Below are 14,220 nucleotides of genomic sequence, written 5' to 3'. Positions count from 1 at the left end.
GTTACGAACTACCCTCCGTGTGGACGTGGCGGTGACGCCCGTGAAGCCGCAGAGTGACCACATGGTGCCGACCGGCTGAGGCCCGGATCACCGGTTCGACGCACCGTCGCGGTCACCCGTCACGGGTACCGTGGTGAGACGGAACACGGAGGGAGGCTGCCGTGAACCACCCCTACGACGACGGTCCCGGCAACCAGGGTTTCCAGTCTGACCGCGACCTCAGCCCCGCTGAGGCCGCCGAGCACATCCGTCATCTCGAGCACGAGATCTCCACGCTGCGTCAACGGCTGACCGAGACGCCCCGGCACGCCCGAGTGCTGGAACAGCGGCTCGCCGAGACCACGAGCCGGCTCTCCGCGCTCAACGCTCGGAACGAGAAGCTGACCGAGACCCTCAAGGAGGCCCGCGGCCAGCTGGTCGCGCTCCGCGAGGAGGTCGACCGGCTCGCGCAGCCGCCGTCCGGCTACGGGGTCTTTCTCGGCCGGTACGACGACGACACGGTCGACGTCTTCACCTCCGGCCGCCGGATGCGGGTCCCCGTGTCCCCGGCGGTCGAGGGCGAGACGCTGCGCAGCGGCCAGTCCGTCCGGCTCAACGAGGCGCTCACCGTGGTCGAGGCCATGGGCTTCGAGCAGGTCGGTGACCTCTACTCGCTGCGGGAGATCATCTCCCGTCCGGGTGAGGACGGCTCGGCCGGTCGCGGCCTGGTCGTCGGCCACTCCGACGAGGAGCGGGTCGTCTGGCTGGCGGCGCCGCTGTTCGAGCTCGGACAGGAGGAGGGCACCAGCCCGCTCAAGTCCGGCGACTCGGTCATGGTCGACTCGCGGGCGGGCTACGCCTACGAACGGGTCGCCAAGGCCGAGGTCGAGGACCTCGTGCTCGAGGAGGTCCCGGACATCGCCTACTCCGACATCGGCGGCCTGTCCCGGCAGATCGAGCAGATCCAGGACGCGGTCGAGCTGCCGTTCCTGCACACCGAGCTGTTCACCCAGTACGAGCTGCGCCCGCCCAAGGGCGTGCTGCTCTACGGGCCGCCCGGCTGCGGGAAGACGCTCATCGCGAAGGCCGTCGCGAACTCGCTGGCGAAGAAGATCGCCAAGCAGCGGGGCGACGACCCGGACGAGGGGCGCGCGTTCTTCCTCAACATCAAGGGCCCCGAGCTGCTCAACAAGTTCGTCGGCGAGACCGAGCGGCACATCCGGCTGATCTTCCAGCGCGCGCGGGAGAAGGCGAGCGCCGGCACCCCGGTGATCGTGTTCTTCGACGAGATGGACTCGATCTTCCGGACCCGTGGCTCGGGTGTGTCCTCCGACGTGGAGACGACGATCGTCCCCCAGCTCCTGGCCGAGATCGACGGCGTCGAGGGCCTGGAGAACGTCATCGTCATCGGTGCCTCGAACCGTGAGGACATGATCGACCCGGCGATCCTGCGGCCGGGCCGGCTCGACGTGAAGATCAAGATCGAGCGCCCGGACGCCGAGGGCGCGATCGACATCTTCTCCAAGTACATCACCGACACCCTGCCCATCCACGAGGACGACCTGGCCGAGTTCGGCGGCGACCGCACGGCGTGCACCACCGCGATGATCCAGCGGATCGTCGAGCGGATGTACGACGAGTCCGAGGAGAACCGCTTCCTCGAGGTCACCTACGCCAACGGGGACAAGGAGACCCTCTACTTCAAGGACTTCAACTCCGGCGCGATGATCCAGAACATCGTCGACCGCGGGAAGAAGTCCGCGATCAAGGCGGTGCTCGAGTCCGGCCAGCCGGGGCTGCGGGTCCAGCACCTGCTGGACGCGATCGTCGACGAGTTCGCCGAGAACGAGGACCTCCCGAACACGACCAACCCCGACGACTGGGCGCGGATCTCGGGCAAGAAGGGGGAGCGGATCGTCTACATCCGCACCCTGGTCACCGGCAAGAACGACGCCACCGGCCGTGCGATCGACACCGCGTCGAACACCGGCCAGTACCTGTAGGCGCGCTCCGCGCGCACGGGCCCCGCCGCATCCTGCGGCGGGGCCCGTCGTGTGTCCGGGGATCGTCACCCGGTGGAATGATGTCCGGACGAAACGGGCATCCTGTGCACGGAGCCGTGCACGTCCGTGTCGCGGCCCGCCACCACGGAGGTCGTCATGGCCGGCATCATCGGGCGCATCAGCGCATTCCTGAAGAGCCCGCAGGGGCGTCGCTACAGCGACCAGGCCAAGCGGATGGCGAGCGATCCGCGCAACCGGCAGCGGGCGCAGGACATGCTGCGCCGCTTCCGCGGGAAGCGCTGAGCGCTGTCCGATCCGTTCACGACGCCGGGCCGCCCGCGGCCTAGCGTCGTGGGCATGGACACCTCGATCGGCGCCGAGCTCGACATGATCGGCATCGTGGTCACCGACATGACCCGCTCGCTGGCCTTCTACCGCCTGCTGGGGCTGGAGTTCCCCGAGGGCTCCGAGACCGAGGCGCACGTGGAGACCACGCTGCGCGGCGGTGTGCGTCTGGCCCTGGACCTGCAGTCGATGGTGGAGGGCTTCCACCCGGGCGCCGCCCCGGACGGCCACGGACGGGTCGGGCTGGCGTTCCGGCTGCCGACCGTCGCGGCCGTCGACGACGCCTGGCGCCGGATCACCGCGGCCGGTCACGCCTCGGTGCTGGACCCGTTCGACGCGCCGTGGGGGCAGCGCTACGCCACCGTCGCCGACCCCGACGGCTCGTCGCTGGACCTGTTCGCCTGGACCTGACCTCGCACACGTTCCCCCGATGTCGCCTACCCCGCAGTGGCTGCGACGTCGGGGGAAGCCGTGCGAGGTGCGAGGGACGCCGGCGACACGCCGGCGAGTGCGCGGACCTCGCGGGACAGGTGGGGCTGGTCGGCGTAGCCGGTACGGGCGGCGACCGCGGCCGGGGGGACGCCGTCGTACAGCAGCGCGGCCGCGGCCCGGAAGCGCAGCACCCGCCGTGCGACGGCCGGTCCGTACCCGAGAGTGGCGACGCAGCGGCGGTGCAGGGTGCGTCCGGTGACGCCGAGCCGGTCGGCCAGCTCCGCGGCGGGCATGCCCCCGGCCAGGGCGCGCAGCGCGGGACGGGGGAGCGGGGCGGGCGTCCGGTCGTCCACCGCCGCCGCCTGCAGGGCGAGGGCCAGCCGGGCGAGCCACCCGGCGTCGCCGTCGCCGTCGTCGGCGGGGGTGGGCCGGAGCAGCCGTCGCCGGCCGGGGTCGAGCACGTCGGCGAGCGGGACCCGGCGGTCGCGCAGCGCGTCGGCCGGGACGCCCAGCAGGGCCGGGAGGGCGCCGGGGCGGAAGCGCAGGCCGGTGGTCACGCCGCCCGCGGGCGAGCCGGCGAGGTGCGCCGTGGTGTCGGGACCCGCGACGACCGCCCGGCCGCCGGACAGGAGCAGGTCCATGCAGCCGTCGGGGAGGACCCGCTGGACGTGCGGCGCAGTACCGGTGTGCGCCCGCCAGGCCACCTCGACGACCGCGCGCAGTGGCCCGGTGGGAGGCGTCTCGGCGTAGCTGCGCACACGGTCAGGCTACGGACGCGCCGCGACCCCGGGCCGCGGGTGCGGTCCGGGGTCGCGCAGGCGTGCGAGGGTGCGGTCAGGCGGTCTTCAGGACGGCCTCGATCTCGAGCAGGACGCTGATCTTGTCGCCGACGACGACGCCGCCACCGTCCATCGGCAGCTCGATGTCGACCCCGAACTCGGAGCGCTTGACGGTGGTCGTGGCGGTGAAGCCGGCGCGGGTGCCGCCGTAGGCGTCCGGGCCGAAGCCGCCCAGCTCGAGGTCGAACTCGACGGGACGGGTGACGCCCTTGATCGTGAGGTCGCCGGCCAGGACGAAGTCCTCACCCTTGGCGGTGAGGCCGGTGGAGCGGAAGGCCCACTCCGGGTACTTCTCGACGTCGAAGAAGTCGGCGGAGCGGATGTGGCCGTCGCGCTGCTCCTGGCCGGTGGTCAGCGAGGTGGCGTCGACGGTCGCGGTAACGCTGGAGTCCTCGAACTTCTCCGCGGTGACGAGCTCGCCCGAGACGCCGGTGAAGCGCCCGCGGACCTTGCTGACCATCATGTGACGGACGGAGAACGAGACGTCGGAGTGCGCCGCGTCGATGTCCCAGGTGCCGACGACGTAGCCGGGGATCGTGGTGGCCGTGGTCATGATGTCTCCTCGCGAGATGGTTGAACTTTCACTTGTTGAGAGCGATACTAGGGACAACAAGAGAAACGCTCAAATGTTTCGGAGGGTGCTGTGGGTCACACACGCTGGCTCGACGACGAGGAGCAGCGGACGTGGCGGGCGTTCCTCGCCGCGCAGCGGCTGGTGTCGGACAAGGTCGAGCGACGGCTGCAGTCCGGGGCGGGGATGCCCCAGGCGTACTACGAGATCCTGGTCCGCCTGTCCGAGGCGCCGGACCGCACTCTGCGTATGAGCGTCCTCGCGGACTCCGCGCTGTCCTCGCGCAGCCGGGTGTCGCACGCGGTGGCCCGGATGGAGGAGGCGGGCTGGATCGAGCGGCGGTCCTGTCCCACCGACCGCCGCGGCCAGCTGGCCCGGCTGACCGACCGCGGCTTCGAGGTGCTGGCCGGTGCGGCCCCGGACCACGTCGAGAGCGTCCGCGAGGCGGTGTTCGACGGGCTGACCCCTGCCCAGCAGGCCGGGCTGCGCGAGGCGTGCGAGGCGGTCGTCGCGCACCTGTCCGGTGGCGGGGAGTGGCCCGTGACCCGGGACTCGGGACCGGACGGCCCGGACCCGGCCCAGGCGTCCTAGGCTGGGCACATGCCTCATTTCGACGTCGTCGTACTCGGAGCCGGACCCGGTGGATACGTGGCGGCCATCCGTGCCGCCCAGCTCGGCCGCAGTGTGGCGGTGATCGAGGAGAAGTACTGGGGCGGTGTCTGTCTCAACGTGGGCTGCATCCCCTCCAAGGCGCTGCTGCGCAACGCCGAGATCGCCCACATCGTCACCAAGGAGCAGAAGACCTTCGGTCTGTCCGGTGAGGTGTCGCTCGACTTCGGCGCCGCCTTCGACCGCAGCCGCTCGGTCGCGGACGGGCGCGTCAAGGGCGTGCACTTCCTGATGAAGAAGAACAAGATCACCGAGTTCGACGGGTTCGGCCGGTTCACCAAGCCGGGCGAGATCGAGGTCGAGCTGTCGAAGGGCGGCAACGAGACCGTCACCTACGACGACGTGATCATCGCCGCGGGCTCCACCGTCAAGCTGCTGCCGGGCACCGAGCTGTCCGACCGCGTCGTGACCTACGAGGAGCAGATCCTCACCCGCGAGCTGCCGGAGAGCGTGATCATCGCCGGCGCCGGTGCGATCGGCGTCGAGTTCGCGTTCGTGCTGGCCAACTACGGCGTCGACGTCACCATCGTCGAGTACCTGGACCGGCTGCTCCCGCTCGAGGACGCGGACGTGTCCAAGGAGCTGCTCAAGGCCTACAAGAAGCTCGGCGTGACGGTCCGGACCTCCACCAAGGTCGAGTCCATCACCGACGACGGCAAGGGCGTCACCGTCTCGGTCTCCTCGTCCAAGGGCAGCGAGGAGCTGCGCGCCGACAAGGTCGTGCAGGCGATCGGCTTCGCCCCGCGGGTCGACGGCTACGGCCTCGACAAGCTCGGCGTGAACCTCACCGAGCGCGGCGCCATCGAGATCGACGACTACATGCGCACCAGCGTGGAGCACGTCTACGCGATCGGTGACGTCACCGCGAAGCTCATGCTCGCCCACGTCGCCGAGGCGCAGGGCATCGTCGCCGCCGAGACCCTGGCGGGCGCCGAGACCCAGGAGCTGAACTACAAGATGATGCCGCGCGCGACCTTCTGCAACCCGCAGGTGGCGTCGTTCGGCTACACCGAGGCCGAGGCCCGCGAGCTGGCCGACGAGAAGGGCTGGAAGGTCAACACCGCGACCTTCCCGTTCACCGCGAACGGCAAGGCGCACGGCATGGCCGAGCCCGCCGGCTTCGTCAAGCTGATCGCCGACGACACCTACGGCGAGCTGCTGGGCGGGCACATCATCGGCGCCGAGGCGACCGAGCTGCTGCCCGAGCTGACCCTGGCCCAGAAGTGGGATCTGACCGTCCACGAGATGGCGCGCAACGTGCACGCGCACCCGACCCTGTCGGAGTGCCTGCAGGAGGCGATCCACGGCCTGGCCGGCCACATGATCAACTTCTGATCACGGCCGCGACGGGCCCGCGTCCCACCCGGGAAGCGGGCCCGTCGCGCTGTCCGGCCCCGCCTCCGGGTGCACGGGGACCCGCCGGCGGGGCGGGCGGGGAGGGTCAGGACCGGCGGGAGTCCGGCTCGCGGCGGGCGGTGTGCTCGCGACGCGTGGTGGAGCCCGCGGCGGCGCGCTGCTCGTGGCGCTCGGCGGCCAGTGCCGCCTCCACCGCGGCCTGCACGGCGGCGGTGTTGACGTCGGGATCGATCAGCCTGGCGGCGGCGAGGGAACGGGCCGAGACCGAGATGCTGACCATGGGTGACTCCTGGAACTGTCGCGTGGTGGGCGTGGTGGGCGTCGGGGAGGCTCCACGCTGGGCCCTTCCCGGGGTGGCGTCGCGCGACCCGCCCGGTGTCGACCGATTCAGGTACCGATGTGGGTGACGTATGTTACCCACTGGTAAACGCGCTGGCCCGAGGACCTTAACGGACGAGGTCGGCCAGCAGCAGGCGGGTGACGTACAGGCCGTCGGGGACCCAGGCCCGGTCCGGCGCGCCGATCCGGGCCGCCAGCTCGTCGAGGGTCCACCAACCGCCCTCGGCCACCTCCGAGGGCTGGTGGGTCACCGGGCCGTCGGAGAAGGCGCGGTAGACGTGCACGTGGGCCCGCAGACCGTCCGGGCCGGTGCCGGGCCCGGTGTCGACACCCAGCGCGGCGGCGTCGAAGGCGACCACGGCCAGCTTCTCCAGCGGCACGCCGGTGACGCCGAGCTCCTCGCCCAGCTCGCGGGCGGCGCACGCGTCGGGGGTCTCGCCCTCGTCGAGGACCCCGCCGGCGAGGCAGTCCCACATCCCGGCCATGACCAGCTTGGTGTCGGTGCGACGGTGCACGTAGACCCGCGTGCCGTCGGCGGAGCGGAGCAGGACCGCCGTCGTGGCGTGCCACAGCGAGCGCGCGTAGACCTCGCCGCGCTCGGCGACGCCGGTGGGCGCGCCCCCGGCGTCGAAGACGGTCAGGCGCTCACGTGCGGGATCGGTCACGCCACGATGATCCCGCCGGGCCTCGGTGCACCCCGGGTGGGGGCGCGGACGGTTAGTCTCGTGCAATGCACTCTCGCGCAGGGGGCCGGTCGTGACGGCCCGCCGGATCATGGGCACCGAGGTGGAGTACGGCATCGCCGTGCCCGGTGACCCCACCGCGAACCCCGTCGTCACCTCGACGCAGGTGGTGCTGGCCTACGCCGCCGCGGCGGACGTGCCCCGCAACCGCCGGGCGCGCTGGGACTACGAGGTGGAGTCGCCGCTGCGCGACGCCCGGGGGTTCGACCTGTCGGCGCCGTCGCTGGCGCCGCAGCTCGACACCGACCTCGACGACCTCGGCGCGGCGAACGTCATCCTCACCAACGGCGCCCGGTTCTACGTCGACCACGCCCACCCGGAGTACTCCACTCCCGAGGTCCTGTCTCCGCGCGACATCGTGACCTGGGACAAGGCCGGCGAGCGCATCATGCTGGAGGCGGCGAACCGCGCGGCCACCGTGCCGGGCGCGCCGCGGATGCAGCTCTACAAGAACAACGTCGACGGCAAGGGCGCCAGCTACGGCTCCCACGAGAACTACCTGATGGCCCGGACGACGACGTTCCCGTCGATCGTCACCGGCCTCACCCCGTTCTTCGTGACCCGCCAGGTCGTCTGCGGCGCCGGCCGGGTCGGCCTCGGCCAGCAGGGTGACGAGGCCGGTTACCAGATCGCCCAGCGCTCGGACTACGTCGAGGTCGAGGTCGGCCTGGAGACCACGCTCAAGCGCGGCATCATCAACACCCGCGACGAGCCGCACGCCGACGCCGACAAGTACCGCCGCCTCCACGTCATCATCGGCGACGCGAACCTGTCCGAGATCTCGACGCTGCTCAAGGTCGGCACCACCGCCCTGGTCCTCGACATGATCGAGAAGGGGCGCTCGTTCGAGGACCTGCGCCTGGCCGAGCCGGTGAAGTCGGTCTCACGGATCAGTCACGACCCGACGCTGCAGCGGACCGTCCCGCTGGCCGACGGCCGTCACCTCACCGCGGTGCAGATCCAGCAGGAGTACCTGGCCCGCGCGGTCGAGCACATGGAACAGACCGTCTCCCCGCGCCGCGAGGAGTGGGACCCCGACACCCGCGAGGTCGTCGAGGAGTGGGAGTCGGTTCTGGTCGACCTGGAGCGCGACCCGATGCTGACCGCCGACCGGCTCGACTGGACGGCCAAGCTCAAGCTGCTCGAGGCCTACCGCGAGCGCGACGGCCTGACCTGGGCGTCGGGCCGGCTCGGGATGGTCGACCTGCAGTACTCCGACGTGCGGCTGGCCAAGGGTCTCTACAACCGGCTCGTCACCCGCGGGTCGATGCGCCGGCTGGTCACCGAGGAGCAGGTCGCCGCGGCGATGACCGAGCCGCCCGAGGACACCCGCGCCTACTTCCGCGGCACCTGCATGGGCCGGTTCCCGGTCGAGGTCGCCGCCGCGTCCTGGGACTCGGTGATCTTCGACCTGGGCCGCGAGTCCCTGGTGCGCATTCCGACACTCGAGCCGCTGCGCGGGACCCGCAAGCACGTGGGGGAGCTGTTCGAGGCGGTGTCGACGGCCGAGGAGCTGGTCGACAAGCTCACCGCCTCCTGAGCCCGCCCGCCGGGGGGAGCGGATCACACGCCGCTGCGCAACAGGCGATTTTGTCGCCCCCGGTAGGTAGGGTGAACCTGCAGGCAACTCTGCGAGGAGGAGGCGTCATGTCCCAGGAGCAGACCAAGCGCCAGGGTGGCGGCGACGGAGACGACGAGTCCGGGGAGAACGCGTCCGGATCCGGTCAGGAGCGCCGCGAGAAGCTCGGTGAGGACGTCGACACCATCCTCGACGAGATCGACGACGTGCTGGAGGAGAACGCGGAGGACTTCGTGCGGTCCTACGTGCAGAAGGGCGGTGAGTGAGCCCCACGAGGCCACTCACCCTGCCGCACCCCGGCACCAGCAGTACCGTCCCGGCCGGGTCCGCACCTGCGGGCCCGGCCGTGCCGGAAGGGCCGCGGACCCCGCCGACGTGGGGGAGCGGGACCACCGGCGCACGCAGTTCGAACGAAAGGCACGTCCGAGAGATGGAGTTCCGGCCGTCGGTCACCTCCGGGCTGGTGCCCGGGCACCACACGGGTCAGCTCGGCACCTTCCTGACCGGGTCGCAGTCGTTCTCCGACTTCGTCGGCGGCGCGGCCCCGCACCTGCTCCCCGGCGCGGGCCTGGACCGGACAGCCGGTCCCGGCACCTCCGCCGACGCCCTGGGCGTCCCGCACGGCACCACGATCGTCGCGCTGCTGTTCGCCGGCGGCGTCGTGATCGCCGGTGACCGGCGCGCGACCGCGGGCAACGTGATCGCCCAGCGCGACATCGAGAAGGTGTTCGTCACCGACACCCACTCCGCCGTCGGCATCGCCGGCTCCGCGGGGATCGCGCTGGAGATGGTCCGGCTGTTCTCGGTCGACCTCGAGCACTACGAGAAGCTCGAGGGCGTCCCGCTCTCGCTCGACGGCAAGGCCAACAAGCTCGCCGGCATGGTCCGCCAGAACCTGGGCGCGGCGATGCAGGGCTTCGTCGTCGTCCCGCTGTTCGCGGGCTACGACACCGACGCCGCCGACCCGGCGCAGGCCGGCCGGATCGTCACCTTCGACCCGACCGGCGGCCGGTACGACGAGAACCTCGGCTTCCACGCGGTCGGTTCCGGCTCGGTGTTCGCGAAGTCGTCGCTGAAGAAGCTGCACGACCCGGCCGCGGACCTCGACGGCGCGGTGCGCACCGCGGTCGAGGCGCTCTACGACGCCGCGGACGACGACACCGCCACCGGTGGGCCGGACACGGTGCGGCGCATCTACCCGGTGGTCGTCGGCATCACCGCCGAGGGCGCCGTGCGCCGCGACGACGCCGAGATCGCCGCCGTCGTCGACCAGGTGATCGCCGGGCGCCGGGAGCGCCCTGGCGGTCCGTCCCGCTGACCCCCTCCCCGCACGAAGCACGAGCCTGGAGCGCCTCCCCATGACGATGCCGTTCTACTCCTCCGTCGACCAGCTGCTGCGCGACCGTTCCGAGCTGGCCCGCAAGGGCATCTCGCGCGGCCGCAGCGTGGTCGTGCTGACCTACGCCGGTGGCGTGCTGTTCGTCGCGGAGAACCGGTCGACGGCGCTGCACAAGGTCTCCGAGATCTACGACAAGATCGGCTTCGCCGCGGTCGGCCGGTACAACGAGTTCGAGAACCTGCGTACCGGCGGGATCCGGATGGCCGACTTCCGCGGGTTCACCTACGACCGGCGCGACGTGACCGGCCGGATGCTGGCCAACGCCTACGCCCAGGCGCTGGGCACCGCGTTCGTGGAGCAGCAGAAGCCCTTCGAGGTGGAGCTCTGCGTCGCCGAGGTGGGCGTCGAGGCCGCCGGGGACCAGCTGTACCGGATCACCTACGACGGGTCGATCACCGACGAGCCGCGGTTCGTCGTCATGGGCGGTCAGACCGAGCCGATCTCGCAGAAGCTGTCCGAGACCTACGAGTACGGCCTGGAGCTGGGTGCGGCGATCGAGGTGGCGCTGGGCGGGTTGCAGGTGCCGGGCGCGGACCCGGCGTCGCCCGGCAACGGCGCGAACGCGCAGCCGCGGGTCCTGGGCGCCGAGGCGCTGGAGGTCGCGGTGCTCGACCGGACCCGGCCACGGCGGACTTTCCGCCGTCTCGAGGGTGCGGCGCTGGCCGACCTGCTCCCGGCCGCGAACCGCGGCACCGAGGAGCCCGAGCCCGACGTGGCGGGCGGGGACGACACCCCGGCCGCCGGTGGGGCGCTGGGCGGGGACGGGGCGTCCTGACCCGCTTCTCCGCGACCACCGCGTCCGAGGCCGTCGTGACGGCCTCGCGAGACGACGTATGGCGCGTCCTGACCGATCCCGATGTGCTGCCGACGCTGACGCCGCTGCTCAACCGGATCGACGCCGACTCCGCGCGGGACGCGGCCGTCGACGGCTACGAGCTGTGGCGCTGGCACATGGTGCGGATCGCGGTGCTCGGGGTGGGCATCAAGCCGGTGTTCACCGAGCGGATGACCTTCGTCGAGGGCAAGCGGATCGAGTTCACCCATGCGCCGCCCACCGGGGTCAGCGAGTGGGCGGGCGCGGAGGGCTACTACGCGCTGAGCGACGCCGACCCGGAGCCGGACGGCTCGCCGGCGACGCACCTGGAGATCTCGCTGACCGTCGACGTCGACATGCCGCTGTCGCGGCTCGCGGCGCCGGTGGTCACCCGCACGATGAAGGCGACGATGGACGCGACCGGGGACCGGTTCGCGGCCAATCTGCTGCGTCGCCTCGGGGCGCGCGAGCGCTGAGCGGGTTCAGCCGCGGTCCGGGTTGTCGACCGGGAGCTCCAGGGTGACCGACCCGGCGCGCTCGAAGGTCAGGGTGACCGGGTAGGTCGGGCCGACCGACAGGGCCTGGCGCAGGTCGTCGAGGGTCACCGTGGCCCGGGTGACCGACGCCGCGCCGGCGGGGGCGGTGGACCCGGTGTCACCCACCAGCAGCGTCGCGCCGCCGAGCAGGGCCTGCTCGCCGCCGACGGCGACGTCCTCGGCCAGCGGGGAGCTCGCCGAGACCAGCCGGTCGGCGGTGTCGCCGCTGTTGACCGCGACGAGGCGCAGCCCGACGTCGGAGCCCGCGGGGTGGGCGATCCCGCCCTCGGCGTCGTCGGCGGGTGCGATGGCCGCGTCGCGGATCTCGATCGTGCCGATCGAGGCGACCGCGTCGCCCGCGGTGCCCATCGGGTCGTCCAGGTCGACGGTGGGTGCGGCGGTGCCGCACCCCGCGAGCAGGAACAGGGCCAGCAGTGCGGGCGCGGTACGTCGCATGTGCCCGGGTTCCCCGTTCCGGGCCCGTCCACGCACGGTCCGTCTCCGTGGCATGATGGTTGAAGAATCAACCATATTGGGGGAGCGGATGAGCGACATCGTCTTCGGCATGGACACCTTCGGCGACGTGCCGGTGGGCGACGACGGCACGCCGCTGTCGCACCCGCAGGCCATCCGCCAGGTCGTCGACGAGGTGGTGCTGGCCGACGGGGCCGGCGTCGACGTCGTCGCGCTGGGGGAGCACCACCGCCCCGAGTACGCCATCACCACCCCGGAGACGGTGCTCGCCGGGATCGCGACCCGTACCTCCCGGATCCGGCTGTCCTCCGGTGTCACCGTGCTCAGCTCGGACGACCCGGTGCGGGTGTACCAGCGCTTCGCCACCCTCGACGCGCTGTCCGACGGCCGTGCCGAGGTCATCGTGGGCCGCGGCTCGTTCACCGAGTCCTTCCCGCTGTTCGGCTACTCCATGAACGACTACGAGCAGCTGTTCGAGGAGAAGCTGGAGCTGTTCGTGCAGCTCCTCGACGAGAAGCCGGTGACCTGGCGGGGCGCCACCCGCGCCGCGCTCGACGGCGTCGAGGTCTTCCCGACGACCGGCCGCCGGCTGCCCGTGTGGGTCGGGGTCGGCGGCTCGCCGGAGTCGGTGGTCCGCACCGCCCGCCACGACCTGGGCCTGATGCTCGCCATCATCGGCGGCCCGGCCGGACGGTTCGCGCCCTACGTCGACCTCTACCACCGCGCCGTCGAGCAGTTCGGGCACGCGGCGAAGCCGGTCGGCATGCACTCGCCGGGCTTCGTCGCCGACACCGACGAGGAGGCGAAGGAGATCTTCTTCGCCCCGTACAAGGCGCAGATGGACCGGATCGGCGCCCAGCGCGGCTGGCCGCCGCTGGACCGCGCCCGGTTCGAGGCCGAGGTCTCCGGCGGTGCGCTGCACGTCGGGTCCCCCGAGACGGTGGCCCGCCGCATCGCCGACTCGATCCGCTCGCTGGGCGCCCAGCGCTTCGACCTGATCTACACCGTCGGGCCGCAGCCGGTGTCCGCCCGGCTGCGCGCGGTCGAGCTGTACGGCACCCGGGTCATCCCGATGGTGCGCGACATGCTCGCCTGAGCGGACCCACACTCCCCCCGGCGGCCGGAGGGAGTGGCTGCGGCCCCGGGACTCAGGCGGGGATGATGCGGGCCGCCGCGGCGCGCAGGCCGTCGACCAGGGCGCGCAGGGCGGGGAGGTCGGCGTCGGACCCGCGGGTGGCCAGGACCAGTGAGCGGCCCGCCGCGGGCCGGCAGGGCAGCAGGCGCACGCCGTCGTCGGCGGTGACCGGGACCGGGCCGGTGCCGCCGGGGACCGCGGACCCCGCCACCGCCATGCCCGGGACCAGCGCGATCGCGAGCCGCGCACGGACCAGCGCCAGCTGGGTGGCGAAGTCGCCGACCCGGTAGCGGATGTCCGGTTCGGTCCCGACGCCGCGCAGCAGCTGCAGCAGCGCCTCGTAGGGCTCGGTGCCGACCGGGCCGGAGGTCCACACCCGCCCGGCCAGGGTGCGCAGCGGCACCGGGTCGGGCCCGGTGAGCGGGTCGTCGGCGGGGACGGCGAGCATCGCGGGCTCGGTGGCCAGCGCGGTCACCCGGATCCCCGCGGGCAGCCGGGCCGGACGCTGGGTCCAGCTCTCCATGAGCACCGCGTCCAGGTCGCGCGACTGCAGCGCGGGCAGCAGGTCGACGACCTCGCCGTCGTCGACGGTGGGGACCAGCCGGGGGTGCGCGGCGGCCAGTCCGTCGATGACCTCGGGCAGCAGGGTCCGCAGGGCGCTCGCGACCGAGCCGATCCGCAGGGGTCCGGCGGCGTCGTCGTGCAGGGCGGCGAGGTCGCGCTCGGCGCCGGCGACGGTCGCCGCCGCGGTGGCCGCGTGCCCGGCCAGCACGTGCCCGGCCGCGGTGAGCCGGATCCCCCGCCCGTCCGGTTCGACGAGCCGGGTGCCGGTCTCACGTTCGAGCTTGCGCAGCTGCTGGGTCACCGCGGGCCCGGTGATGTGCAGCGCGGCCGCGGCGGCGCCGACCGAACCGTGCTCGGCGACGGCGTCGAACACCCGCAGCCGGTCCCAGGAGATCACACAGCACAGCTTATCGGTACCGGGTAGGAACAATCATTGGAGCTTC

The 14,220-nt window shown here is 72.3% G+C and carries 17 protein-coding genes; 11 read left to right on the top strand and 6 right to left on the bottom strand.

Annotated elements, in window-relative coordinates:
- The first annotated feature begins 161 nt into the window (after window positions 1-161).
- From arc to MTO91_RS14320, 3 genes are all read left to right on the top strand, one after another.
- Entirely contained in the window at window positions 162-1,982 is a 1,821-nt protein-coding gene (gene arc, locus MTO91_RS14330) for a proteasome ATPase (protein ID WP_178373760.1), read from the top strand.
- A 156-nt stretch (window positions 1,983-2,138) separates the two neighbouring features.
- The gene (locus MTO91_RS14325) at window positions 2,139-2,285 is read left to right on the top strand and encodes a hypothetical protein (protein WP_168172083.1); all 147 of its coding nucleotides are present in this window, start codon (window positions 2,139-2,141) and stop codon (window positions 2,283-2,285) included.
- A gap of 54 nt (window positions 2,286-2,339) precedes the next feature.
- Window positions 2,340-2,738 carry a VOC family protein gene (locus MTO91_RS14320; RefSeq protein ID WP_405417011.1) on the top strand — a complete coding sequence of 133 codons (399 nt, stop codon included), beginning with the start codon at window positions 2,340-2,342 and terminating at the stop codon, window positions 2,736-2,738.
- A 26-nt stretch (window positions 2,739-2,764) separates the two neighbouring features.
- Here MTO91_RS14320 and MTO91_RS14315 read toward each other — a convergent pair whose 3' ends face one another.
- Both MTO91_RS14315 and MTO91_RS14310 read right to left on the bottom strand, forming a co-directional pair.
- Window positions 2,765-3,517 (bottom strand): DUF6597 domain-containing transcriptional factor, encoded by a 753-nt coding sequence (locus MTO91_RS14315; protein WP_476651478.1) that lies wholly within the window; start codon window positions 3,515-3,517, stop codon window positions 2,765-2,767.
- Between the two features lie 76 nt (window positions 3,518-3,593).
- Window positions 3,594-4,151, bottom strand: a complete 558-nt coding sequence (locus MTO91_RS14310; RefSeq protein ID WP_346107368.1) for a YceI family protein — start codon at window positions 4,149-4,151, stop codon at window positions 3,594-3,596.
- Window positions 4,152-4,241: 90 nt separating this feature from the next.
- Here MTO91_RS14310 and MTO91_RS14305 point away from each other — a divergent pair, with 90 nt between their 5' ends.
- Together MTO91_RS14305 and lpdA are read left to right on the top strand one after the other, a co-directional pair.
- The gene (locus MTO91_RS14305) at window positions 4,242-4,760 is read left to right on the top strand and encodes a MarR family winged helix-turn-helix transcriptional regulator (protein ID WP_346107370.1); all 519 of its coding nucleotides are present in this window, start codon (window positions 4,242-4,244) and stop codon (window positions 4,758-4,760) included.
- Between the two features lie 9 nt (window positions 4,761-4,769).
- A complete protein-coding gene (gene lpdA / locus MTO91_RS14300; RefSeq protein ID WP_251782498.1) occupies window positions 4,770-6,173 on the top strand; it encodes a dihydrolipoyl dehydrogenase in 1,404 nt (467 codons plus the stop codon).
- A 106-nt stretch (window positions 6,174-6,279) separates the two neighbouring features.
- Here lpdA and MTO91_RS14295 read toward each other — a convergent pair whose 3' ends face one another.
- Both MTO91_RS14295 and MTO91_RS14290 read right to left on the bottom strand, forming a co-directional pair.
- Window positions 6,280-6,474 (bottom strand): hypothetical protein, encoded by a 195-nt coding sequence (locus MTO91_RS14295; protein ID WP_062395124.1) that lies wholly within the window; start codon window positions 6,472-6,474, stop codon window positions 6,280-6,282.
- 166 nt (window positions 6,475-6,640) lie between these two features.
- A complete protein-coding gene (locus tag MTO91_RS14290; RefSeq protein ID WP_208823751.1) occupies window positions 6,641-7,198 on the bottom strand; it encodes an NUDIX hydrolase in 558 nt (185 codons plus the stop codon).
- Window positions 7,199-7,307: 109 nt separating this feature from the next.
- Between MTO91_RS14290 and dop the strand changes: the two genes are divergently transcribed.
- The 5 genes from dop (at window position 7,308) to MTO91_RS14265 (ending at window position 11,544) form a co-directional block, all read left to right on the top strand.
- Window positions 7,308-8,816: a depupylase/deamidase Dop gene (gene dop, locus MTO91_RS14285; RefSeq protein WP_178373948.1), complete on the top strand. Its 1,509-nt coding sequence runs from the start codon at window positions 7,308-7,310 to the stop codon at window positions 8,814-8,816.
- A 107-nt stretch (window positions 8,817-8,923) separates the two neighbouring features.
- The gene (locus tag MTO91_RS14280; RefSeq protein ID WP_020626587.1) at window positions 8,924-9,121 is read left to right on the top strand and encodes a ubiquitin-like protein Pup; all 198 of its coding nucleotides are present in this window, start codon (window positions 8,924-8,926) and stop codon (window positions 9,119-9,121) included.
- A 164-nt stretch (window positions 9,122-9,285) separates the two neighbouring features.
- A complete protein-coding gene (prcB, locus tag MTO91_RS14275) occupies window positions 9,286-10,173 on the top strand; it encodes a proteasome subunit beta (protein ID WP_083474099.1) in 888 nt (295 codons plus the stop codon).
- A 40-nt stretch (window positions 10,174-10,213) separates the two neighbouring features.
- Window positions 10,214-11,029 (top strand): proteasome subunit alpha, encoded by an 816-nt coding sequence (prcA, locus tag MTO91_RS14270; protein ID WP_208823746.1) that lies wholly within the window; start codon window positions 10,214-10,216, stop codon window positions 11,027-11,029.
- A complete protein-coding gene (locus tag MTO91_RS14265; RefSeq protein ID WP_374107506.1) occupies window positions 11,026-11,544 on the top strand; it encodes an SRPBCC family protein in 519 nt (172 codons plus the stop codon). Before prcA ends, MTO91_RS14265 begins: the two co-directional genes overlap by 4 nt.
- A gap of 6 nt (window positions 11,545-11,550) precedes the next feature.
- Here the strand turns inward: MTO91_RS14265 and MTO91_RS14260 are convergent, their stop codons facing one another.
- Window positions 11,551-12,060: a copper chaperone PCu(A)C domain-containing protein gene (locus tag MTO91_RS14260; protein ID WP_476651475.1), complete on the bottom strand. Its 510-nt coding sequence runs from the start codon at window positions 12,058-12,060 to the stop codon at window positions 11,551-11,553.
- Window positions 12,061-12,148: 88 nt separating this feature from the next.
- Between MTO91_RS14260 and MTO91_RS14255 the strand changes: the two genes are divergently transcribed.
- Complete coding sequence (locus tag MTO91_RS14255; protein ID WP_073574829.1) at window positions 12,149-13,174, top strand: LLM class flavin-dependent oxidoreductase; 1,026 nt, start codon at window positions 12,149-12,151, stop codon at window positions 13,172-13,174.
- Window positions 13,175-13,226: 52 nt separating this feature from the next.
- Here the strand turns inward: MTO91_RS14255 and MTO91_RS14250 are convergent, their stop codons facing one another.
- Window positions 13,227-14,174 carry a LysR family transcriptional regulator gene (locus MTO91_RS14250; RefSeq protein ID WP_062395109.1) on the bottom strand — a complete coding sequence of 316 codons (948 nt, stop codon included), beginning with the start codon at window positions 14,172-14,174 and terminating at the stop codon, window positions 13,227-13,229.
- Window positions 14,175-14,220: the final 46 nt, after the last annotated feature.

The organism is Pseudonocardia sp. 2-7, from assembly GCF_056341085.1.
This window is presented reverse-complemented; position numbering and strand designations above follow the sequence as displayed.

Excerpts from the sequence above, each read along its gene's own strand:
- MTO91_RS14260 (WP_476651475.1), bottom strand. The coding sequence starts at position 12,060 with ATGCGACGTACCGCGCCCGCACTGCTGGCCCTGTTCCTGCTCGCGGGG.
- MTO91_RS14295 (WP_062395124.1), bottom strand. The coding sequence starts at position 6,474 with ATGGTCAGCATCTCGGTCTCGGCCCGTTCCCTCGCCGCCGCCAGGCTG.
- prcB (WP_083474099.1), top strand. The coding sequence starts at position 9,286 with ATGGAGTTCCGGCCGTCGGTCACCTCCGGGCTGGTGCCCGGGCACCAC.
- MTO91_RS14320 (WP_405417011.1), top strand. The coding sequence starts at position 2,340 with ATGGACACCTCGATCGGCGCCGAGCTCGACATGATCGGCATCGTGGTC.
- MTO91_RS14255 (WP_073574829.1), top strand. The coding sequence starts at position 12,149 with ATGAGCGACATCGTCTTCGGCATGGACACCTTCGGCGACGTGCCGGTG.
- MTO91_RS14310 (WP_346107368.1), bottom strand. The coding sequence starts at position 4,151 with ATGACCACGGCCACCACGATCCCCGGCTACGTCGTCGGCACCTGGGAC.
- dop (WP_178373948.1), top strand. The coding sequence starts at position 7,308 with ATGGGCACCGAGGTGGAGTACGGCATCGCCGTGCCCGGTGACCCCACC.
- lpdA (WP_251782498.1), top strand. The coding sequence starts at position 4,770 with ATGCCTCATTTCGACGTCGTCGTACTCGGAGCCGGACCCGGTGGATAC.
- MTO91_RS14280 (WP_020626587.1), top strand. The coding sequence starts at position 8,924 with ATGTCCCAGGAGCAGACCAAGCGCCAGGGTGGCGGCGACGGAGACGAC.
- prcA (WP_208823746.1), top strand. The coding sequence starts at position 10,214 with ATGACGATGCCGTTCTACTCCTCCGTCGACCAGCTGCTGCGCGACCGT.
- MTO91_RS14325 (WP_168172083.1), top strand. The coding sequence starts at position 2,139 with ATGGCCGGCATCATCGGGCGCATCAGCGCATTCCTGAAGAGCCCGCAG.